Annotated in this window: 18 protein-coding genes; all 18 read left to right on the forward strand. The window is 60.9% G+C overall.

What is annotated here, in order from left to right:
• Positions 1-176 precede the first annotated feature (176 nt).
• The 18 genes from C1722_RS03855 to C1722_RS03945 all read left to right on the forward strand — a co-directional run bounded on the left by C1722_RS03855 (position 177) and on the right by C1722_RS03945 (position 23,212).
• A complete protein-coding gene (locus C1722_RS03855) occupies positions 177-2,405 on the forward strand; it encodes a polyribonucleotide nucleotidyltransferase (protein ID WP_102378076.1) in 2,229 nt (742 codons plus the stop codon).
• A gap of 393 nt (positions 2,406-2,798) precedes the next feature.
• The gene (dapB, locus tag C1722_RS03865) at positions 2,799-3,563 is read left to right on the forward strand and encodes a 4-hydroxy-tetrahydrodipicolinate reductase (RefSeq protein WP_102378078.1); all 765 of its coding nucleotides are present in this window, start codon (positions 2,799-2,801) and stop codon (positions 3,561-3,563) included.
• Positions 3,564-3,637: 74 nt separating this feature from the next.
• Complete coding sequence (dapA, locus tag C1722_RS03870; RefSeq protein ID WP_102378079.1) at positions 3,638-4,537, forward strand: 4-hydroxy-tetrahydrodipicolinate synthase; 900 nt, start codon at positions 3,638-3,640, stop codon at positions 4,535-4,537.
• A gap of 21 nt (positions 4,538-4,558) precedes the next feature.
• Positions 4,559-6,448: a ribonuclease J gene (locus C1722_RS03875; protein WP_102378080.1), complete on the forward strand. Its 1,890-nt coding sequence runs from the start codon at positions 4,559-4,561 to the stop codon at positions 6,446-6,448.
• 134 nt (positions 6,449-6,582) lie between these two features.
• Positions 6,583-9,057: an FtsK/SpoIIIE family DNA translocase gene (locus tag C1722_RS03880; RefSeq protein ID WP_102378081.1), complete on the forward strand. Its 2,475-nt coding sequence runs from the start codon at positions 6,583-6,585 to the stop codon at positions 9,055-9,057.
• 4 nt (positions 9,058-9,061) lie between these two features.
• A complete protein-coding gene (locus C1722_RS03885; protein WP_244385718.1) occupies positions 9,062-10,171 on the forward strand; it encodes a helix-turn-helix domain-containing protein in 1,110 nt (369 codons plus the stop codon).
• A 209-nt stretch (positions 10,172-10,380) separates the two neighbouring features.
• Positions 10,381-10,878 carry a YajQ family cyclic di-GMP-binding protein gene (locus C1722_RS03890; RefSeq protein WP_102378082.1) on the forward strand — a complete coding sequence of 166 codons (498 nt, stop codon included), beginning with the start codon at positions 10,381-10,383 and terminating at the stop codon, positions 10,876-10,878.
• A gap of 12 nt (positions 10,879-10,890) precedes the next feature.
• The gene (gene rimO, locus C1722_RS03895; RefSeq protein ID WP_102378083.1) at positions 10,891-12,204 is read left to right on the forward strand and encodes a 30S ribosomal protein S12 methylthiotransferase RimO; all 1,314 of its coding nucleotides are present in this window, start codon (positions 10,891-10,893) and stop codon (positions 12,202-12,204) included.
• Positions 12,205-12,207: 3 nt separating this feature from the next.
• A complete protein-coding gene (gene pgsA / locus C1722_RS03900; protein ID WP_102378084.1) occupies positions 12,208-13,452 on the forward strand; it encodes a CDP-diacylglycerol--glycerol-3-phosphate 3-phosphatidyltransferase in 1,245 nt (414 codons plus the stop codon).
• A 226-nt stretch (positions 13,453-13,678) separates the two neighbouring features.
• Complete coding sequence (gene recA, locus C1722_RS03905) at positions 13,679-14,731, forward strand: recombinase RecA (RefSeq protein WP_102379516.1); 1,053 nt, start codon at positions 13,679-13,681, stop codon at positions 14,729-14,731.
• A 14-nt stretch (positions 14,732-14,745) separates the two neighbouring features.
• On the forward strand, positions 14,746-15,327 hold the full coding sequence (locus C1722_RS03910) for a regulatory protein RecX (RefSeq protein WP_102378085.1): 582 nt from the start codon (positions 14,746-14,748) through the stop codon (positions 15,325-15,327).
• Positions 15,328-15,543: 216 nt separating this feature from the next.
• Positions 15,544-17,076 carry a ribonuclease Y gene (gene rny, locus C1722_RS03915; protein ID WP_102378086.1) on the forward strand — a complete coding sequence of 511 codons (1,533 nt, stop codon included), beginning with the start codon at positions 15,544-15,546 and terminating at the stop codon, positions 17,074-17,076.
• The gene (locus C1722_RS03920) at positions 17,077-18,168 is read left to right on the forward strand and encodes an ATP-binding protein (RefSeq protein WP_102378087.1); all 1,092 of its coding nucleotides are present in this window, start codon (positions 17,077-17,079) and stop codon (positions 18,166-18,168) included.
• 129 nt (positions 18,169-18,297) lie between these two features.
• A complete protein-coding gene (locus C1722_RS03925; protein ID WP_279611909.1) occupies positions 18,298-18,645 on the forward strand; it encodes a stage V sporulation protein S in 348 nt (115 codons plus the stop codon).
• Between the two features lie 27 nt (positions 18,646-18,672).
• Complete coding sequence (gene miaB / locus C1722_RS03930; protein WP_102378089.1) at positions 18,673-20,061, forward strand: tRNA (N6-isopentenyl adenosine(37)-C2)-methylthiotransferase MiaB; 1,389 nt, start codon at positions 18,673-18,675, stop codon at positions 20,059-20,061.
• The gene (miaA, locus tag C1722_RS03935; protein WP_102379517.1) at positions 20,051-21,019 is read left to right on the forward strand and encodes a tRNA (adenosine(37)-N6)-dimethylallyltransferase MiaA; all 969 of its coding nucleotides are present in this window, start codon (positions 20,051-20,053) and stop codon (positions 21,017-21,019) included. Before miaB ends, miaA begins: the two co-directional genes overlap by 11 nt.
• A 15-nt stretch (positions 21,020-21,034) precedes the next feature.
• Positions 21,035-21,961, forward strand: coding sequence for a diaminopimelate epimerase (gene dapF, locus C1722_RS03940; RefSeq protein ID WP_102378090.1), 927 nt, complete (start codon positions 21,035-21,037; stop codon positions 21,959-21,961).
• 84 nt (positions 21,962-22,045) lie between these two features.
• Positions 22,046-23,212 (forward strand): LL-diaminopimelate aminotransferase, encoded by a 1,167-nt coding sequence (locus tag C1722_RS03945; protein ID WP_102378091.1) that lies wholly within the window; start codon positions 22,046-22,048, stop codon positions 23,210-23,212.
• Positions 23,213-23,327: the final 115 nt, after the last annotated feature.

A 23,327-nucleotide genomic window follows, 5' to 3' on the forward strand; every position in this document is an offset into this window, starting at 1 on the left:
GCCCGCACAAGCGGGCTTTTGTATATCGGGGCCCTGCAGAATGCGGGGTGCCGGATCGGTCGGAGGCGCAAGGGCGACTCTGCTCGAGGCAGCGGGAAACATAAGTACCCGCACAGCCGAAGAAGCTTTCGCGCAATAGGGCGCGGGGGGCAAAAGAGAAAGAAAGAACAAGCACTATGGAAAAAATTGTCGAATCCTTCGAACTGTACGGCAAGTCGTACCGACTCGAAACCGGCGAGCTCGCCAAGCAGGCTACCGGTGCCGTGCTGGTCACCCAGGGCGATACCACCGTTTTGGTCACCGCTGTGGTGGGCAAGGAAAAGCCCGATTACGACTTCTTCCCGCTGACGGTCGACTTCATAGAGAAGATGTACGCCGTCGGCCGCATTCCCGGCGGCTATCTCAAGCGCGAGGCCCGTCCTTCCGACAAGGGCACGCTGACCGCGCGCATGATCGACCGTCCCATCCGCCCCGGATTCCCCGACGGGTACAAGTACGAAGTCCACGTCGTGGCCACGACGCTTGTCGTTGACAGCGTCAACCCGCCCGATTGCATCTGCGTTGCCGGCGCGTCCGCGGCGCTCATGGTCGGTGGCGCACCGTTCGACGGCCCTGCGGCTTGCGTGCGCATCGCCCGCGATATAGAAACGGGCGAGTTCATCGTGAACCCGACGTTCGAGGAGCAGGAGCATTCCGATCTCGAGCTCACCATTGCCGGCACGGCCGATTACATCTCCATGGTCGAAGCCGGTGCCGACGAGATATCCGAAGAGGATATGCTTGCGGCCATGACGTTCGGTCAGGAGGCCATCGCAGCGTTCTGCGAGAAGCAGGCTGCGTTCATCGCCAAGGCGAACCCCGAGCCCATGTCCTACAACGTGCATGAGGCAGATCCCTCTATCGCGGCGCGCATCGAGCCGTTCCTCGATCAGATGTCGGCGGCGCTCAAAGATGCCGACAAGCATGCCCGCATGGACAAAGTCGCCGAGCTCAAGGCTTCCATCAAGGAGAACGAATTCTCCGAAGAGGAGTGCGCTGCCTGGGGAAGCGACATCGCCGCCGAGCTCAAGAAGCTCGAGAAGCACGCGATGCGCGCCATGGTCATCGAGACGGGCGAGCGCGCCGACGGTCGCACACCCGAAGAGATCCGCCCGCTGCACATCGTTCCCGGTTACCTGCCCCGCGTTCACGGCTCCGGCCTGTTCCAGCGCGGTCAGACCCAGGCGCTCTCCATCTGCACGCTCGGCATGCTCAACGAATGGCAGCGTCTCGATACGATCGATCCTGCTGAGGGCAAGCGCTACATGCATCAGTACAACTTCCCGCCGTACTCCACCGGCGAGACCGGCCGCATGGGCGCCCCGAAGCGCCGCGAAATCGGCCACGGAGCGCTTGCGGAGCGCGCGCTCATTCCGGTGCTTCCGGACGAAGACGAGTTCCCCTACGCCATCCGTGTGGTTTCCGAGGTGCTCGAGTCCAACGGCTCCTCTTCGATGGCTTCTACCTGCGGCTCGACGCTTGCCCTGATGGATGCGGGCGTGCCGATCAAGCGCCCGGTTTCGGGCATCGCCATGGGCCTCATCAAGGAAGGCGACGACGTTGTCATCCTTTCCGACATCCAGGGCATCGAGGACTTCCTCGGCGACATGGACTTCAAGGTGTGCGGCACCGAGATCGGCATCACGTCGCTTCAGATGGATAACAAGGCGAAGGGCCTCTCGGTCGATATCCTCGCCCGTGCGCTCGCTCAAGCCAAGGACGGCCGTGCCTTCATCCTGTCGGCCATGCTCGACGAGATCGCAGAGCCGCGCGAAGAGCTGCGCGACACCGCGCCGCGCATCGAAACCATCCATATCCCGGTCGACAAGATCCGCGATATCATCGGCACCGGCGGCAAGGTCATCCGCGGCATTCAGGACGAGACCGGCGCAACGATCGAGGTTCAGGAAGACGGCACCGTGCATATCGCCGCCGTCGAGGGTCCTGCAGGCGAAGCCGCTAAGGCCATCATCCTCGGTATCGTGAAAGAGCCCGAGGTGGGCGAGGTTTACGACGGCGAAGTCGTCGGCATCAAAGACTTCGGCGCATTCGTGAAGCTGACGCCCGGCAAAGACGGCCTGCTTCACATTTCGCGTATGGCCAACGGACGCGTCGCCAAGGTCGAGGACGTGCTGGCTCTTGGCGATATCGTGAAGGTCGAGGTCATCGAAGTGGGCGACAACGGCAAGATCTCGCTCGATCGCGTCGATAAGCCCGATGCCCCCGCATCTTCCGGCAACAGCGACAAGGGCGACAACCGTCCGGGTCGCGGCGATCGCAAGGAGCGCAGCGACCGCGGTAACGGCGGGAGCTCCGGCAAGAGCGAAGGCGGCAACAACGGCCGCACGCCGCGCCGCCGCCACTAGCGGATACGTCACCGCTGAAGCGTTAGAACCAACGGGCGGGCCCCGCATCGACCGCGATGCGGGGCCCGCCATGCTTCGACCGCGGGTTGTAGGGCTTGCATTCGCATATCGATGGGATGCCCTTCTCGGCTTGTTGCGGCGCAGCCGTGCGGGTGGCCGTTGCGGGTGGATGGCGAGAGGCGCGTGCAAGCGGGGCTTTTCCGGAAAACACCCGAGGAACCCCGAGGCAGCAGGATGCCGCTTCGAAGCTCCCGCTGCGAAAACGGTCCTCGCAAAAACATGCAAGGCCCTGGTGGGCGGCGTTTCGGTTTACCTTGCCGGTTTCCGAAGGGACGAAGGCGGGGCAAGCGGGCTGTGATACCATTGCGGTAAACGAGAGATAGGGAGTTTCCGATGATTCGAGTTGCGGTTTCCGGCTGTGCCGGACGAATGGGAAAAACCGTTGTCGACGCGGTGGGCGCCGCCGACGATATGGATGTGGTATGCGGTATCGACCCCCATGGGGCCGACGCTCCGTTTCCCGTGTACGCTTCGGTTGCCGAAGCGGTCGACCGAGCCGAGTTCGACGTGCTCGTCGATTTCACGCAGCCCGATGTGGTGGCGGGCAACTTGGCCGTCTGCCTACCCGCGGGCATCGATTGCGTAGTGGGTACGACCGGGCTTTCGAACGACACTCTCGAGCAGCTGGCTGCCACTGCAGAAAACGGAGCGTGCCTGTTCTACGCGCCGAACTTCACGACGGGCGCCGTGCTTATGATGCAGTTCGCCAAGGCCGCGGCCCCTTATTTCCCCGAAGCCGAAGTCATCGAGTTCCACCATGCGAAAAAGAAGGATGCGCCGAGCGGTACGGCTGTGCGTACCGCGCAGATCATCGCCGAAGCGCGCGCGTTCGAAAGCCAGGCTCCTGGGGCGGAGACCGAGATCGAGGGATGCGAGGGCGCCCGCGGTGCGCTCGTCGACGGCGTGCCGGTGCATTCGGTGCGATCGATGGGGTACGTAGCCAGCCAGGAGGTCGTATTCGGCTCGATGGGCCAATCGCTCGCGATTCGCCACGATTCATGGGATCGCACCTCGTACATGCCCGGCGTTCTTCTCGGTATCCGCAGCGTAGGGGAGCAGCAGGGACTCATTGTAGGTTTGGAGAACTTCATGGCCTAGAGCGTACATCCGTGGCATAATGTACGGTCATGACAACACTGAAACCGAGAAACGCAGTATCGAAGGAGAGCAGCATGGCAGCAAAAGCCGAGCCCCGATTCGGGCGCATGATACCCGCGATGGTCACCCCGTTCGACGAAAACCGCGAACTCGACCTCGATAAGGCACAGGCTTTGGCTAACCGTCTCGTCGACGGCGGAAGCGATTCGCTCATCGTCAACGGCACTACCGGCGAGAGCCCTACGGTGTTCTATCCCCAGAAGATCGAACTGTTCCGCGCTATCGTATCGGCAGTGGGAGACCGCGTGCCCGTACTTGCGAACGTCGGCGATAACTGCACGGCCGATACGGTCGATTTCGCCCGAGAGGTCGAAGCGCTTGGCGTCGACGGCCTTATGCTTGTGGTTCCGTACTACAACAAGCCTCCGCAAGAGGGCCTGTACCAGCATTTCAGGACCATTGCCGAAGCGGTCGACCTTCCAGTCATCCTCTACAACATCCCGGGACGCTGCGTTGTCAACATGGAGGCCGATACCACGTTACGGCTCGCTCACGATGTCGAGAACATCGTTGCCGTGAAGGAAGCTTCGGGTAACATGGAGCAGATCAAGAGGATCATCGAAGAATCGCCCGATACCTTCCAGGTGTACTCGGGAGACGACGAGGCGACCCTCTCAATCATGAAAATGGGAGGTGCCGGTGTCATTTCGACGATCGGCAACGTTGCTCCCGCACGTATGAAGGAATTGGTTGAGCTTGCCGCCGCCGGAGATTACGATGGCGCGCAGGCAGCTCATAATGCGTTGCAACCGCTGATGAAAGAGCTTTTTGCCACATCGAACCCGATCCTCGTGAAAGAGGCGCTTAAGCTTTCCGGGTTCTCCGTTGGGGGCGTAAGGCTCCCCTTGGTGGATGCAACGCCGGAGCAGTCCGAGCATCTCGCGCAGGTTATGCGGGAAGTCGGAGTGCTGTAAGCGCTAAGACAAAGGAATAGTATGGAACAGAAGAATACTCGCGATACTCGCGAGAATGATCAAGCGCGTAAAGAAAAGAATACGCGCTCGTACAAGCATGTCCAGCTGGAGCGAAAGAGGCCCCAGCTCACCAAGGGCGACGAAGCGCAGAACCAGCCCGCTGCAAAGCGGGGTGCAGCCACGCAGAGCCGCAGCACGAGAAACCGCAACCAGCAAAGCGACAAGCGCTCCTCGGAAGCGCCGAAGAAGGATTCGAAGGCGACGCTTAAGATCATCCCGCTCGGCGGCCTTGATGCCATCGGCAAGAACATGACGGCCTTCGAATGCAAGGGCGACATGATCCTCGACGACGCGGGGTTGATGTTTCCCGACGACGATCATCCGGGCATCGACCTCATCCTGCCCGATTACACCTATGTGCTCGAGAACGCCGACAAGCTGCGCGGCATCATCATCACGCACGGGCACGAGGATCATACGGGGACGCTGCCCTACCTGCTCAAAGACCTCGATAGGCAGGTTCCCATCTATGCGACGAAGCTTACGCTCGGCCTCATCGAGGGCAAGCTGGCGGAGCATAAGATCAAGAACGCGAAGCTCGTCGAGATAAAGCCGGGCGATCAGATCAAGCTCGGATGCTTTACGGCCGAGTTCTTCGCGGTCAACCACTCGATTCCCGGTGCGGTCGGCGTGTTCTTCCAGAGTCCTGCGGGAAACGTGCTTCACACGGGTGACTTCAAGCTCGATCAGACGCCCATCGACGGGGTGCATACCGACTTCGGGGCGCTCTCGAAGTTCAGCAGGATCGGCGTCGATCTCATGATGTCGGACTCGACGAACGCCCAGAACCCCAACTTCACGCCCTCTGAGGCCGAAGTCGGAAAGAATCTTTCGAAGATCATCTCGCAGGCCAAAGGCCGCGTCATCATCGCTTCGTTCGCGAGCCACATTCACCGTATGCAGCAGATCTGCGATGCGGCTATCGCGAACGGGCGCAAGGTGGTCGTCACCGGCCGCAGCATGATCCAGAACACCGATATCGCCCGCAGGCTCGGATACTTGAAGGTGAGCGACAGCGATATCATCGATGCCTACGATCTTAAGGGAATCCCCGCCGACCAGGTGGTCATCATGTGCACGGGATCGCAGGGGGAGCCCCTTTCGGCGCTCGCGCGCATCGCCAACGGCGAGCACCGCACTATCAGCATCGAAGAGGGCGACACCGTCATCATCTCGGCCACGCCGGTGCCCGGCAACGAAAAGGCCGTCACGCGGGTGATCAATTCGCTCGCGAAGATCGGCGCCGATGTGTACGATAAGAAGCGCGCCATGGTGCATGTATCGGGCCACGCGGGTGCCGAGGAGCTCAAGCTCGTGCTCTCGATCGTGCAACCGCGCTCGTTCATGCCCGTGCACGGCGAAGCCACCCACCTGAGGGCCCACGCGAAGCTCGCCGAGGCGACGGGTGTGCCGAGCGAGAACATCTTCATCTGCGAAAACGGCGAAAGCCTCGAACTCACCTCGAGGGGCGTGCGCCGGGGTGAAACCGTGCAGAGCGGCATCGTGTTCGTGGATGGCCTCTCGGTCGGCGACACCTCGCAAAGCGTGCTCGACGAGCGCAACGCGCTTGGAGCGCAAGGGTTCGCAACCGTTGCGGCAGCCGTGTCGAAGAAGCGCAAGGACGTGGCGAGCGAGGTGCGCGTCGAGATGCACGGGATTACGGGAGGCGATGACGAATACCTCCAAGAGGATGCCGCCCAAACCGTGAGAAACGCGCTCAAGCGGGCGCTTGCGAAGGAAACCCAGACCCGCGAACTCGAAAAGGCGTGCAAGAGCGCCCTGCTTTCGGTACTGTGGGAGCGGACGAAGCAGCGCCCGATGGTGATCGTGAGCATCCTCGACGTGCCGTAAGGGTAAGATAGGAAACACACCCGTGACGATTCGTCGCTGAACGGAGAAAAAAGCCCGCGCAAGCGGGCTTTTCGTCTATAATGGGCGAAGTTTGACAATCGCAGCATAAACACAGTATATAAAGGAGCTCTGACGTGGCTCGCCAGACAAACTCAGCAGCCAAGCAAAAGCAGTCCCAGGGCAAGGGCGCGAAGGCAGCCTCACCCAAGGAAAAACAGGCCCAGAAAAGCAAAGGCGCCCGTGCGGCAAAGGTGGAGGAGGCCCCGCGCCTCTTCGACGAGCGCACGCAGCGCGATATCGTCGGCGTCGTGTTCGCCGTCGTCGCCATCGTGCTGTTCGTTGCCGCCGTCATGCCCTCCGATGCGGTGGTGACCGCGTTTCTCTCGACGGTGCTTCACCTCACGCTCGGCGTGGGCGCGTACCTCTTGCCGTTCTTTCTGCTCGTTATCGGGGCGAGCTTCCTCATTCGGTTCGAGCGCCAGCAGGTGCCGGTTCGCGTCGCGGTCGGCCTCGTCATGATCTTCGTGGCCGTGCTGGCCCTCCTCTCCCTCTTTACGCCGGGCGCGCAAACCGATGCGATGCTCCTGTTCGACGAGGGCGCGCTTGCGGCGCGCGGCGGCTATATCGGAGCCGGAATCGCATGGGCGGGCCTCACGCTGTTCGGCCAAACCGTTGCGGCCATCATTCTCGGCGGCATCATCGTCGCGGGTCTTGTCGTCATCGGGTTTTCCATCTCGAGCCTCATAGAGAAGGTGCGCTCGCTGCGCGAGCACGACGATCTCGATGAAACGACCGCGCTCGACGCGCCGTCGTTCGAGCCCCGGATCAAGCGCCAGCGCGATTCCGTCAAGGAGGAGGCCGCTCCCGCCGCCGTCGCCAACGCGTACACTTCGAAGATCGAACGTCGGCCGAAGCGGGCGACCTCGTCGCTCAACACCCAGGTGCTTGCGGGCGCGGTGCCGGTGTTCGACGAGCCCGAAGCCCACGAGCAGCCGATGACGCGCAAGCTCGGGAAGAAGAGCGCCGAGAAGGAGAAGACGGCGGAGGCGCCGAAGACGCAAGCCCTTTCCAAGGCCGCATCCAAGAGCTCGACGCCGCTTGCCACACCCCAGCCTCTCGAGGGATTCTCTCTTCCGCCGATGGATCTGCTCGCCCGTTCGTCGGGCAAGGGGTCGGGCGCAAGCGAAGCGGACCTGCGCGAAACAGCCGCATGCCTGCAGGAGACGCTCGAAGACTTCAATATCCTCGCCGAAGTGGTCGGCTGGGTTGCCGGACCCACGGTTACGCTTTTCAAGGTCGATCTTCCGGCGGGCGTGCGCGTAAGCCGCGTTACCGCTCTCGAGGACGACATCGCCCTCGCGCTCGCCGCTCCGGGCGTGCGCATATTCGCGCCGATTCCCGGGACGAACTACGTGGGCATCGAGGTGCCGAACAGCAAGCGCGAGAGCGTGCTTCTGGGCGACGTACTGCGCGATGCGACCGAGGGCCCGTTGCAGATAGCCATCGGCAAGGACGTCGAGGGCGCTTCGATCGTGTCGGATCTCGCGAAGATGCCGCACCTACTCATCGGCGGCACGACCGGTTCGGGCAAGTCGGTTTCCATCAACGCGATGATCATGTCGATCCTCATGAGGGCGACCCCCTCCGAGGTCCGTTTCATCATGATCGACCCCAAGCGGGTCGAGTTCACGCCCTACAACGGCATTCCCCATCTGTACGTGCCGGTGGTCACCGAGGCGAAAGAGGCGGCGAGCGCGCTGTCGTGGGGCGTTGCCGAGATGGAGCGCAGGCTCAAGATCTTCTCGAAGGTCGGCGCGCGCAACATCGGGCAGTACAACGCGAAGGTGCAGCGAGGGGACGTGGGCGACGAGGAGGCGAAGGAGCTTCCCTACATCGTCATCATCATCGACGAGCTTGCCGACCTTATGATGAACGTCGGCAAGGAAGTCGAGTTCTCCATCGCCCGCATCGCTCAGCTCGCCCGTGCGGCCGGCATCCATCTGATCGTTGCAACGCAGCGCCCCTCCACGAACGTGGTAACCGGCCTCATCAAGGCGAACATCACCAACCGCATCGCATTTAACGTCGCATCGGGCATCGATTCGCGCGTCGTGCTCGATACGCCGGGCGCCGAGAACCTTATCGGTCTCGGCGATCTGCTGTTCTCGAAGCCCGAGTACGCAAAGCCCCAGCGCATCCAGGGCTGTTACGTTTCGGAAGACGAGATCGGCGCCGTCGTCGATATGCTCAAGGCGCAGGGGGAGCCCGAATACCACTCGGAGATCCTCACGACGAACCTCATCACGCTCGGCGCCTCGGCTCCCGACGGCTCGGGGGGCAGCGGATCGAGCGACGATCCGCTCATCTGGGAGGCGGCCGACATTGTGGTGTCGAGCGGCCTCGGATCGACCTCGAACATTCAGAGGCGCCTCAAAGTTGGCTATTCTCGAGCTGGGCGTATAATGGATATGCTTGAAGAAAAGGGCGTCGTGGGACCTCCGAACGGCAGCAAGCCGCGCGAGGTGCTCGTCGATGCCATGGAACTCGAAACGCTGAAGGCGTTCGAAGCCCAGGACGAAGCCGGCGAACCATCGTTTGCGGAGGAGTGACGACGTGGACCAGGTAAGTTTTGGAACGGTTTTGCAAGACGCCCGCATGCGCAAGGGCTACGATTTAGCGACGGCTGCCCGCCGTTTGCGCATACGCCCCGATATCCTGCAAGCCATCGAGGCTGCCGATTTCTCGCGTATGCCCCCGCGCGGGTACGCTCGCAATATGGTGAACGCATACGCCCGTTACCTCGGCCTCAATCCGACCGAGGTAACCCGCATGTACCTCGACGAAGCGTATGCCTATCAGGTGGGCCGAGCGCGCTCGGGCGCCCGTCAAACCGGGTTCGATATGTCGGCAGCGAGCGGACGGGGGAGGGCTCGGCGCGATTACGACGAACCGGAAACGTCGGCTCTCGGGCGCAAGCTCTACGTTGACGATCCGCATGGGGACAGACGTCGTACCGAAGCGGCGCGCGGAGCGGGGCGAGGCGAGGAGCAGACGCACCGCTCGAGCAGAAGCGCGTTGCCGAACACCCAGTACACGAATTTCTACTCGGGGCCGAAGGCGCCTTCGGTTGCCAGCTCGAAACTGCCGTTCATCATCGCAGGAGCGGTTATCCTCATCCTGCTCGTAATCGTGCTCGTGCTGGTGTTCGGGCAGGGTAATTCCAACGACGCCGATGCACCCAAGATGCCCGTCAGCGGATTGACCGATCCCGAGGATTCGGGTGCGACCGATTCGGGAGCGGACTCGGGCGGAGACGTCCAACAGCCGACGCCCACCAAGGTTGCGCCGGCGAGCACGGTGTTCAAGTACGAGATCGGGTCGGGAGCGAGCCCCTACGTGGAGATCATCCAAGATGACGTAACCATCGTTGCCGACGATATATCCGGGCCGGCTGACAAGGAATACGAAGTAACGGGCAAGCTGAGGTTCAAGACGACGAACCCCGATGCGGTCAAGGTGTACCAAGACGGAGAAGAGCTCGAGCTGACCTCGCCCTACAATGACGGCGTGTACGAGGTCACCGTCGATTTCGCCGCCGTGCTGCAAAAGTGGCAGGAGGAGAACGGCACCGCAGGCTCCGCCGGAACCGCTGGTTCGGACGGGACTGCCGAGGGTGCGAACGCGAACAGCGGGGGAGACGCGGGAGGCTCTTCGTCGGAATAGGCCTTCGAGCATGCAACCTGCAAGCCCGTTTGGGGCGAAACAGGGATGTTTTCCGAGTATCTGGGCGAGCGGGAGCGAAAATGTCCCCGCTCGCCTATAATAAAGCGGTACATTGAGAGGCTCGGCTTGCGCCGGGCCTTATGCGCGATGCACGCACGTTCGATCGTATGCGGCAACGCATCCATAGAGCACGAGCTGAAAGGAACGACATGGCAAAGGAATCAAGCTTCGATGTTGTATCGAGCGTCGACATGCAGGAGATCGACAACGCGTTCGGCCAGGCGAAGAAGGAACTGACACAGCGTTACGACCTCAAGGATTCGGGTGCCGAAATATCGCTCGACAAGCAAGGCAAGACGATAACGGTGGCCGCCCCGAGCGATTTCGTCGCCAAGCAGGTTATCGACGTCATCGGATCGAAGCTCATCAAGCGGGGCATCGATCTTGCGGCAGTCAAATGGGGCGCCGTGCAGGCGGCCGCCGGGCAGAGCGTCCGTCAAACGGCATCGATCGTCGAGGGCATCGACCGCGATACCGCATCGACCATCAACAAGGATATCAAGGCAGGGAAGTTCAAGGTCAAAGTGCAGATCGAAGGCGATAAGCTACGGGTGAGCTCCGCGTCCCGCGATGCGCTTCAGGAGGTCATCGCCTTCCTGAAGGAAAAGGATTACGGCCAACCGCTCCAATACGTCAACTACCGATAGCCGGCGAACGCTATGGTTCTGCGAAGCGATACGCCGAGCGTGGCTTTTGTCACGCTCGGGTGCGCGAAAAACGAGGTCGATAGCGATCGCATGGCGCGGCGTGCCGAGGCTGCGGGTTTCGCGTTGGCCGACGACCCGCGGGAAGCCGATGCCATCGTCGTCAACACCTGCTCGTTTATCGAGGCGGCAACCGAGGAAAGCCTGGAGGCGATATTCGACCTTGCGGGCATCGAGCGGCCCGCAGGCGGGGTCGTACCGCTCATCGTTGCCGGATGCATGCCGGCGCGCTACGGAGACGAGTTGGAAGCGGAGCTGCCCGAGGCGGCGGCGTTCGTCCCTTGCAGCAAGGAAGACGACATAGCGGAGCTATTGGCCGAGGCGCTCGAAGTCGATCTGGCATCGATGCGGCGTGGGTCCGCGTCTGCCGGTCGAGCCGCATCGACTGCGGCCGTATCGGCCTACGTGAAGATATCCGATGGGTGCGACCGCTTCTGCTCGTACTGCACGATACCTTTCATCAGGGGGCGGTATAGAAGCTTTCCCTACGAGGAGATCGAAGCGGAAGTCGATCGCCTCGTATCCTCGGATACGAGGGAGATCGTTCTCATCGCCCAGGATACCGGCCGATGGGGAGATGATCTCGCTGAACCGTCTACGCTCGCGGAGCTGCTCGCGCGCCTTGCCGGACGGTTTTCGAATACGTGGTTCCGAGTCATGTACATTCAGCCCGAAGGCGTCAGCGATGCGCTGATCGAGACGGTGGCAACCCACGACAACATCTGCAGTTATCTCGATATCCCCCTGCAGCACGTAAAGCCCGCTATACTGCGCGCCATGAACCGCACCGGCTCCCGCGAGGAGTTCGAGTCGCTTGTCGGGCGCATCAGAAAGAGGATTCCCGATGCGACGCTGCGCACGACGCTCATCGCGGGTTTTCCCGGTGAAACCGAGGAGGATTTCGACGATCTGTGCGAATTCGTCGAATCGGTCGATCTCGATTATGTAGGCGTGTTCGCGTATTCCCGCGAGGACGGCACGAGGGCGGCGGACATGCCCGACCAGATCGACGAGGACACGAAGCTCGAGCGCGCCCAAGCGCTCCGCGATATCGCCGATGCCGCATGCACAGCGCGCGTTGCCGAGCGCATCGGGGAGAGCATGGAAGTGCTTGTGCTCGGGTGCGAGGAAGACGGCCAGCTTTTCGGACGGGCGAAGTGCCAGGCTCCCGACGTGGACGGCGTGGTGTATCTCGGGGAAGGCGTGCCCGGCCAGATCGTGTCGGTGACGATCGCCGACACCCTGCTGTACGAAATGGAGGCAGAGTAGCTGATGGCAGCTCCCAATCCCACCCATGAAAAGCTCTGGACCCCGGCGAACATCGTAACGTTGCTCCGCATCTGCGGCGTACCGCTGTTCGTCATCGCGATCATCAGCCCTTGGCCCGCATGGCTGCCCGTATGGGCCGATGCGGAGGTATGGAAATCGTGGATCGCGGCCGGTATCTTCATTCTGCTCGCTGCGACGGACGGCCTCGACGGCTATCTTGCGCGCAGCAGGGGCGAGGTGACGAATCTCGGCAAGTTCATGGATCCGCTCGCCGACAAGATACTCGTTGCCGCGGCCCTGCTCGCGCTCATCGAGCTCGGCGTGCTCCCCTCATGGGTGGCCCTCGTCATCCTGTGCCGCGAATTCATCGTTTCGGGCATTCGCATGGTGGCCGCCAGCCAGGGTGTCGTGATCGCGGCGAGCTGGTACGGAAAAGCGAAAACGGTTACGCAGATCATTGCGATCGTCCTGTTCATCATCAAGGATTCGACGCCCGTTACGACGTTTTCCGAAGTGCTCAGCAACCATCTCTACCTCATATCGTGGGCGGTCATGTTCGTCGCCCTCGTGCTTACGATCATCTCCATGCTCGATTACTTCGTCAAGGCGCGCGAGATCCTCGGGTTCACGAAATCGGCCCGTAGGGCCCGCAAGCAAGCCGAACGCGAAAGCGCCGGCTCGGGCGAACCGGACGGCTGTTCCGGAAGCGGATCGCTGACGGCCGGGCAGATGGCGTCCATCGAGCCCGCCGCCCTCGAAACACTTGCGGCAGAGGTTCTTGACGCCGCGAAGGCTGCGGGCCTTACCGTAGGTACGGCGGAAAGCTGCACCGGCGGCCTTATCGCCGCGACGCTCACGGCGATACCGGGAAGCTCCGAGAGCGTTGCGGGCGGAATCGTAAGCTATTCGAACGAGGTGAAACAAGCGGAGCTGGGCGTAAAGCGCGAAACGCTCGACCTTGTGGGCGCGGTGAGCTCCCAAACCGCCGAGCAGATGGCCGTCGGCGCGCGCGCGAAGCTCGGCGTCGATATAGCCGTGTCGGTTACCGGCATCGCGGGACCTGGCGGAGCGGCTCCGGGAAAGCCGGTGGGCACCGTGTGGATCGGCCTTGCGAACGCGGGCATCACGGTCTCGAAGCTCTGCCGTTTTCCCGGCGATCGCGAGCAGGTCAGAATGCTGACAGTGAGAGCGGCCCTCGAGTTTCTGCGCGACGGAATCGAGGGGCTCGAGGAGGCGGGCGCGTCATAGAGCGGCTTTCGAATCCCATGCGCGTATGAACCGGCTGCGTTACCCGTAAGGTTTTGCAGCCTTTGCGGTAAGGGTGCCGCGGCGAGGGGATCTCGATTCCGCAAGAGCGACGTGCCATAATCGGATTTACCGTGGGATTCGAAACAAGTTCTTGACTAACAAACATCTGTTCGTATAATAAAACAGTCCCTATGCAACATAGATGCGCTACGGCAAGGAGAGGTACATGAACCAGGACAAAGCCAAGATGCTTAAGCTGACGACCGATCAGATCGAAGGCAAATTCGGTCAGGGGTCGATCATGAAGCTTGGCGAAGACGGCAAACATCTCACCATCGGCGTCATTCCTACCGGAGCGTTGCCCCTCGATGCTGCGCTTGGCATAGGCGGCGTTCCCCGAGGTCGCATCGTCGAGGTGTACGGACCGGAAGCCTCGGGCAAAACCACCCTCGCTCTTCAAATACTCGCCGAAGCCCAGGCGCTCGGCGGCGTAGTGGCCTTCATCGATGCGGAGCACGCGCTCGACCCCGTCTACGCCGCCCGTCTCGGCGTCGATATCGACGAAGTGCTCATCTCGCAGCCCGATACGGGCGAGCAGGGCCTCGAGATCTGCGATATGCTCGTACGCAGCGGAGCCATCGACTGCATCGTCGTCGACTCGGTAGCCGCCCTTGTTCCCCGTGCGGAAATCGAGGGCGAGATCGGCGACACTTCGGTCGGTCTGCAGGCGCGGCTTATGTCCCAGGCGTTGCGAAAGCTTGCAGGTTCTCTGTCGAAATCGAATACGACCTGCATATTCATCAACCAGTTACGCGAGAAGATAGGCGTGATGTTCGGCAACCCCGAAACCACTACGGGCGGGCGCGCACTCAAGTTCTTTTCGAGCGTCCGCATCGACATCCGTCGCATCGATTCCATAAAGAAGGACGGCGAAGTGGTCGGCAACCGCGTGCGTGCCAAAGTCGTCAAAAACAAAGTGGCACCGCCGTTTCGACAGGCCGAGTTCGATCTTATGTACGGTGAGGGCATCTCGCGCGAGGGGTGCATCGTCGATATGGGCGTCGAGGCGGGCGTCGTGAAGAAGAGCGGTGCGTGGTACACCTACGGCGAGGAGCGTCTCGGCCAAGGCAGGGAAGCGGCGAAACTCACTATGAGGGAGAACCCCGATCTGCGTGACGAGATCGAAGTCAAAGTACGCGAGTTCTTCGAGATCCCTGTCATTACCGCTTCCGAAGAGTCGGAGACGGAAGCAGCGCCTAAACCGTCGTCCAAGAAGTAACTGCACCTTGCTTCATGCCCTACATCGACGAACAGTTCATCGAGGATTTGAAGCGGCGGCTCGGGGAGACCGAGCCGCCGTCTTGCCGAGCGGATCGGAGCGGGAAGCGGGCCGATCCGGCCACGCGCGCCGCTCGGCCGCAGGAGACGCTCGGCGACGAGGCGTTCGACGCTTACAAGAAGATACAGCGGCTTGTCAGCGTAAGCGAGCGTTCGACGAAAGGGTTGCGGGAGCGCCTTGACCGAGACGGCTTTTCACCCGAGTCGATCGAGGAGGCGCTTGGGCGCGCGGTTTCCTACGGCATCGTTGACGATCGCCGTTACGCTGAGGCTTACGTACGCTCGAAGCTCAGGGCGGGCAAGGGAAGGCGTGGCATCGAATCGGAGTTGCGCGATCTCGGCATCGACCCCGACGAAATCGACGAATGGACCGAATCGGAAAGCGAGGACGAGGTGGCGCGCGCCCTCGAGCTTCTCAACAGGAAGCCTCCCACCGCAAAGAACAAGCGCGATGCGGCGTATCGCAGGCTCGTATCGAAGGGGTATAGCGCTTCTGCTGCTCAGAGCGCCGCTCGCATATGGAGCGAATCGTTATAATTTCCAAAAAGCCTTTATCAAAATCGCAGAAACCTTTATCATGGTATGCAGCTTGAGCGTTTGCGTACCCGATAGGGTGCTGACTATAGAGACAATCCAATATCTGTACTCTACTGTGCGCGTATGCTCATGCCAGGTGTTCCGCCCGGCATTTTTTATGTCGAAAAAATGAAAACGAATACATGACCAGTACAAACAGATTGAAAGGGGGAGCGAATGCCCGAAGTGTTATGGCTCGTAATCGGGGCTGTCGTCGGTATCGCTCTCGGCTTTGTTATCACGCGTTTCGTCGTCAATGCGTCGACGAAACGGGCTGCACAGGAGGCAGAGAGCCTCGTTGCAGATGCGAAGAAACAAGCCGAAACGCTCCGAAGGGAAGCGATCGTCGAAGCCAAAGACGAAGTTTTGAAGATGAAGCAGGATGCCCAGGCGGAGAACAAAGAGCGGCTGCGTGAGGTTCGCGCTGCCGAAAACCGTCTGTCGCAGCGTGAAGAATCGCTGGATCGTCGCGTTGAATCGCTTGATTCGCGCGAACATCAGATCTCGTCGATGCAGGGTCAGCTCGAACGTCGGGAGCGCGATCTCAAAGACGCTGCCGAGGAAATCAACCACCGCCTCGAGCGCGTTGCGGGCATGTCGCCCGACGAAGCGAAAGCGGAGCTGCTCGATACCTTGAAAGAAGAGGTAACGCACGAGTCGGCTGCCATCATCCGCGATGCAGAGGCCCGTACGAGGGCTGAAGCCGATAAGAAATCGCGTGAGATACTGAGCCTTGCCATCCAGCGCGTCGCAGCGGACCACTCGGCCGAGAATACGGTTTCGGCTATCCATATTCCGTCGGACGATCTGAAGGGCCGTATCATCGGTCGCGAAGGACGCAACATCCGTTCCTTCGAACAGCTGACCGGCACGAACCTCATCATCGACGATACGCCCGAGTGCGTAACCATCTCGTGCTTCGATCCCGTACGCCGCGAGATCGGCCGCGTTACCATGGAGAACCTCATCGCCGACGGGCGCATCCATCCCGCGCGTATCGAGGAGATGTTCGGCAAAGCCGAAGAGTACGTGAACCAGCGGGTTCAGGAGGCTGGCGAGCAGGCTACGTTCGATACGGGAATCCACGATCTGCATCCCGAACTCGTGCGCACGCTCGGCAGGCTCAGGTACCGTACTTCTTACGGACAGAACGTTTTGAACCATTCGCTCGAGGTCGCTTACCTCAGCGGCGTTATGGCCGCCGAGCTCGGTCTCGATCCGATTCCCGCAAAGCGCGCCGGACTCCTTCATGACCTCGGCAAAGCCGTTGACCACGAGGTTGAGGGAAGCCATGCGGTCATCGGTGCCGATCTCGCCCGTCGATTCGGCGAAAAGCCCGAGATCGTTCATGCGATCGAAGCCCACCATAACGATGTCGAGCCCAACAGCGTGCTCGACGTGCTCGTACAGGCTGCCGATGCAGTATCGGCAGCGCGACCGGGAGCTCGTAAAGAAACACTTGATTCGTACATCAAGCGCCTTGAGAAGCTTGAAGAGATCGCCAACGCACACAAGGGCGTTGAGCGCACGTACGCCATTCAGGCGGGCCGTGAGGTTCGCGTCATGGTGACGCCCGAAGTCGTCGACGAAGCGGCCACCACCGTTCTTGCCCACGATATCGCTCACCAAATCGAAAGCGAGATGCAGTATCCCGGGCAGGTCAAGGTCGTTGTGATCCGCGAAAGCCGCGCTTCAGCAGTAGCAAAGTAAATGACGGGCCAATCGCTGACATCGTTCATCGAGGAAGTCTGCGGCGACAGCCATCTCCGAGTCGAAGACGATCTCGGGGATGGCTTCGTCCGTTTAAGGAGCGCCGAAGCCGAGCGCAGGCAGGCAAAGCACGATATTCGATCGACCGAGGATATCGTCATCGAGATGCTGCGTAACGCCCGTGACGCGGGTGCCCGCAGCATATTCGTCGCGCTGTCCCGTGAGGGCTCCGTACGTAAGATATGCATGATCGACGATGGCGCAGGCGTGCCCGAAGCGATGAGGGGGGCGATTTTCGAACCCCGGGTCACCTCGAAGCTCGATACCATGCACGTGGATAAATGGGGCGTGCACGGCAGGGGCATGGCCTTGTTCTCCATCGCTGAAAACGCCGAGAGCGCGTATGTGGTCGCTTCGGCGGCGGGGATGGGGGCATCGTTGGCGGTGGAGACCGATCTCGGACGTTTGCCCGAGAAGACCGACCAGTCGAGCTCGCCGGTGTTCTCGTACTCCGAAACAGGCGAGCTTCAGGTGCGGGGGCCGCGCAACATCAACCGCATAACAGCGGAGTTCGCTTTCGAGCACCGGGATGCCGTATCGGTGTACAGCGGTTCGCCGACCGATATCGCCGCTACGCTGTACGAGTACGCGAATGCGACGGTTTCCGCCAACACGCGGGCGTTTACAGCCGACCCGGAAGAGCTGCCCGTCGTGAAAAGACTGTGCCTGGCGGTCGATCCGGCGGGGTTTGTCGAGCTGGCGCGCGGGATCGGTCTCGAGATGTCCGAGCGTTCCGCGAGAAGGATCATGGACGGAAGCATCAGGGGCCTCGAGTCGGTTGCCGAGACGATTGCGTTCGAGCAGCGGGGCCCGTCCGCTAAAAAGAACCGAAGCGCTTCGAGCAAGGCCCTCTCGGTCGACCCGCGGGGACTCAAGATCGAGCAATCCGATATGGCGGCGTTTTCGGAAAAGCTTCAGCGGGCGTTTTCCGATTTGGCCGAGCAGTACTATCTCGAACCGGGCGTCCAGCCGGAGGTGCGCGTCGCCCGTGATGGGATACACGTGAACTTTCCCCTCCTCAAGCTGCTATAAGTTGCGCGCCCATTCATTAATAGCTACAATAAACCACACGTTTGAAAAGCACATATGTAAATACGACGGCATATTAATCCAGCGACTGAATGCACGTGATACGTACTACAACGACCAAAGGATATGCGCGTGTCTAACTCATCCGAACAGAGACCCGAAACGGGGTGCCTCAAAGTATCGTCGAAGTCCTCTCCGGCTTCGGTCGCCGGTGCGATTGCCGGCATGATCAAAGATGGCGTGAGCGTTGAGATTCAATCGGTTGGAGCAGGTGCCGTCAATCAGGCCGTGAAAGCCATCGCCATATCGAGGGGCTTTCTCTCGCCGATAGGAATCGAGATCTACTGCGTTCCCGCGTTCGCCGACATCGTGATAGACGGCGAGTACCGTACGGCCATCCGCTTTACCGTCGAACCTCGCTATACAAGGGGCGTTTCCCGAGCCGCTGGATCGTCGGGCGAATACAGCGTAGACGAATAACAGCCTTCACACGCAAGGACATAGAGCATGCACCATACGTTTTCAGATATGACGTTTTGCATCCGCACGTTCGGGTGCCAGATGAACAAGCACGATTCGGAGCGCATAGCCGGCATGCTGGAGGGCCTCGGCGCCCTTCAGGTAGAAACCTCCGAAGAGGCCGATATGGTCGTGTTCATGACCTGCTGCGTTCGCGAGGCTGCCGACGTGCGCCTTATGGGGCAAGTCGCTTCTCTGAAAAACCTCCCTTTGCGCGAGGGGGCGGCAATCGGGCGGCGCATCATTGCAGTCGGCGGTTGCATCGGGCAGCGAGACGGTGAAAAGCTCACGCGTGAACTCCCGCACCTCGATGTGGTGTTCGGCACGCACAACCTCGGCTCGCTTCCGAAGCTCATGGAGCGCGCGATCGGGGGCGAGGGGCACCAGATCGAAGTGCTCGACTCCGCCGAAACGTTTCCAACCGATCTGCCTACCGCCCGCGAGCACAGTTGGGCGGCGTGGTTGCCCATAACCATCGGGTGCAACAACTTCTGCTCCTATTGCATCGTCCCCTATGTGCGCGGACGCGAAAAATCCCGCTCTTTGGAAGACGTCGTGGCCGAAGCGAAGGCGTACGTCGACGCGGGTGTCAAAGAGATTACCCTGCTCGGGCAGAACGTCAACTCTTACGGGCGCGATCTGTACGGAGCCCCCCGCTTCGACGATCTGCTCGATGCGATCGACGGGACGGGCATAGCGCGCCTGCGGTTTGCGACGAGCCATCCGAAGGATCTGACCGACGGCGTCATCGAGCGGTTCGGCACGCTTCGCTCGCTCATGCCGGCGCTCCACCTGCCCGTCCAATCCGGTTCTGATCGAATCCTCGAAGCCATGAACAGGCGCTATACGAGGGATCACTACCTTGAGCTGATCGCGAAGCTGCGAAAAGCCTGTCCCGATATAGCCCTTTCGAGCGATATCATCGTCGGGTTTCCCGGCGAGACCGAGAAGGATTTCGAGGATACGTACCGTCTCGTCGAAGAAGTTGGCTACAACCAGGTGTTCACGTTCATCTATTCGAAGCGCGAAGGCACCCCAGCTGCAAGCATCGAGGATTCTACGCCGCGTGAAGTCATCCAGGAGCGTTTCGATCGCTTGGTCGATCTTGTCCAGGACAGGGCTTGGCAGAGCAACCAATCGGATAAAGGCAAGACGGTCGAGGTACTCGTCGAGGGTGCGTCCAAGCGCGATAGCGGCATCCTTGCCGGAAAAAGCCCGAAGAACCAGACGGTGCATGCAAAGGTTTCCGCAGGACAAAGCGCGGAAGACCTAGCTGGCAGCTTCGTCAACGTGCGGGTAGACGAAGCTAAAACGTGGTACCTTGCAGGGACCGTCGTCGATGCCGACGAAGGCGCGCGGGGAAGCGATGGGTGCTAGGCAGTCCATGCGCGGCGATGGATTGCCCGTCGTCTGCATCGTCGGTCCCACGGCATCGGGGAAAAGCGATCTCGCCCAAGCGGTGGCGGTTGCGCTCGACGGCGAGGTGGTAAGCGCTGATTCGATGCAGATATATCGCGGCATGGATATCGGCTCGGGCAAGGTTATGCCCGAGGATAGGGTGGTCGCGCATCATGGCCTCGATCTGGTCGATCCGGGTGAGCCGTATTCAGCCGCCATGTTCCAATCGTACGCGAGAGCTTGCTTCGACAGCTTGGCCGCACGCGGCAAGCGGGCCGTTCTTGCGGGCGGAACGGGCCTGTACGTGCGAGCCGCCATCGATGATATGGATTTTCCGAAAGGCGAGCAGGTGGACAATCCTGTTCGAGACCGCTACATGCGCTTCGCCGAGGAGTGCGGAGCTCAGGCGCTTTGGGACGAGCTCGACCGCATCGATCCGAAGAGCGCCGCTCTCATCCATCCCAACAACGTGCGCCGGGTCGTAAGGGCCTTCGAGATGCTCGCCGATGATACGACGTACGCGGCACAGCACGAGCGGCTCCAGCACCTGCCGCAAGCGGTTCCAGCTGCATTCTTCGGGTTGGGTATCGATCCTGCGATTCTTTCAAAGCGCATCGATCGCCGTGTCGATGCCATGCTCGAAGCGGGACTTGTCGATGAAGTAAAATCTCTGTTACATCACGGGTTTCGGGAGGGGATCACCGCTCCTCAGGCGATAGGATACAAAGAGATCGTTTCGGCGCTCGACGGATCAACGTCGTTCGAAGAGGCGATCGCGCAGGTGAAAACGGCGACGAGGCGCTACGCGAAGCGGCAGCGCACGTGGTTTCGAAAGGATGCAAGGATCCACTGGCTTTCAGCCGACGATGGAGATACGGCATCTTTGGCACGCGAGGTGCTTTCACAGCTGAACGGAGCCGCCGCCGACCGACGATAAGGAGCAGCGTCTGCCATGGAACTCGATTTTGTGAAGCTTCACGGTGCGGGAAACGATTTCGTCTTCATAGACGATTTCTCGGGCACCCTCGAGTTGACGAAGGAGCAGATTGCCTGGCTCTGCGATCGGCATTTCGGAATCGGCGCTGACGGCGTTATCCTCGTTCGCCGCCCGAACGACCCCGTGTGCGCAGCGTACATGCACTACATCAATTCAGACGGAACTTTGGCCGAGATGTGCGGCAACGGCGTGCGCTGCTTCGCCAAGTACCTTGTCGACTACGCCTTTGTCGATCCGGGCGACGGCGCCCTTGCGGCCGAAACGCTTGCGGGTGCGAGGCCCTTGACGTTTTCGGTGGACGAGGACGGCAAGCTCGTCTCGGCTACCGTCGACATGGGCACGCCGCGCCTTGCGCCCGACGAGGTGCCCACGACGCTCGCCGCGAACGCCGTATCTCCCTACGGCGAAGCGTTCGTCCTCGACGCTTCCGTGGATTCGCCTTGGGGTCCGTTTTCGTTTACCTGCGTATCGATGGGAAATCCCCATGCCGTCTGCTTCTTGGACGATATGCGCGCCTTGCCGGACGAGTTGTTCGCCGATCCCCTCGCAAAGAGCCTCGATGCGCTCGACCTCGATCGGGTCGGTGCGTTCTTTGAAAATCATCCGGTCTTTCCCGAAAAGGCGAACATCGAGTTCGCCGTCGTGCAAAGCGGGGGAATCGCCATGCGCGTGTATGAGCGGGGATGCGGGGAAACGCTCGCCTGCGGAACGGGTGCATGCGCGACGGGTGTCGCAGCATGCTTGTCGGGGCGCTCGGGGTGCAGCAACGAGGTGCACTTGCCCGGCGGTGTGCTCACGATCTCGTGGGGCGATGACGGGCACGTATCCATGAGGGGGCCTGCTGCGGAAAGCTTTTCCGGGCATGTTCGCCTGCCCCTGTAGCGATTCGCTTGTGCGCGTTTGTACGATTGGCTTGCGCGGATCCCGATGCGGTTGCGCGATGAGGTTGCGATGAAAGGAACGTATGTGAGAACTGCAGAATGCTTGGATCATTTGGCCCCGTACCTGTTCGCCCAGATAGACAAGAAGCGCGATGCGCTCGTCGAGCAGGGAGTCGACGTGATTTCGCTCGGCATCGGCGATCCCGATCTGCCGACGCCCGATCATATCGTCGATGCCATGGTCGATGCCGTGCGCAAGCCGGAAAACCACCGGTATCCCGACTACGAGGGGTCGCTTGCGTACCGAACGGCCTGCGCCGATTGGATGAGGTGCCGTTTCGGCGTTGAGGTCGATCCGAAAACCGAGGTGCTCGCCCTCATCGGCAGCAAGGAAGGCATCGCGCACCTCCATACGGCATTCGTCGATCCCGGCGATTACGTGCTCGCCCCCTCGATCGGCTATCCGGTGTATTCGGGCGGCGCCACGCTCATGAGCGCGCAGACGTATTTCATGCCCATGCGCGAGGGGGACGGGTTTCTCGCCGATTTCGACAGCGTGCCCGAAGACGTGCTGGCCAAGGCAAAGATCATGTTTCTGGGGTACCCGAATAATCCCACGGGTGCCGTTGCGACGGGGGAGTACTTCGACCGCGCAATCGCGTTCTGCCTCGAGCACGATTTGCTGCTCGCCCACGACAACGCGTACAGCGAGATCGGCTTCGACGGGTACCGCGCACCTTCGATTCTCGAGCGACCTCGTGCGAGAGAATGCTGCATCGAGTTCTTCAGCCTATCGAAGGCGTACAACATGACCGGGTGGCGCATCGCGTTCGCGGCGGGAAACGCCAAGGCGATAGCTGCGCTCGGAACAGTGAAGAACAACCTCGATTCAGGGCAGTTCACGGCAATCCAGGATGCCGCGATCGTTGCTCTCACCGGATCGCAGCAGTGCATCGACGACATGTGCGCCATCTACGAGCGCCGTCGCGATCTCATCGTCGACGCGCTTCGCGCAATCGGCGTGGAGTGCGAGAAGCCTCGGGCCACGATATACGTGTGGGCGAAAGTGCCGTACGGCTATACGTCGGAATCGTTTGCCACGGAACTGCTCGAACGGGCACACGTAATCGTTACGCCAGGCAGCGGCTACGGCCCTGACGGCGAGGGGTACATCCGCATTTCCCTCACCACGCCCGACGAGAGGCTTCTCGAAGCGGTGAGGCGTATAAAGGGCATCGCGGATCTCTCGTAAATGTATCTACATAAGTAGCAAATACTTCTTTATCTCGATAAGCGGATGTGTCATACTACCAATTTATAATACCTTACTTAATTACGTAAGGTATTCTATATAGGTGTATATGGCA

This window comes from Raoultibacter timonensis, from assembly GCF_900240215.1.
Lineage (GTDB): Bacteria > Actinomycetota > Coriobacteriia > Coriobacteriales > Eggerthellaceae > Raoultibacter > Raoultibacter timonensis.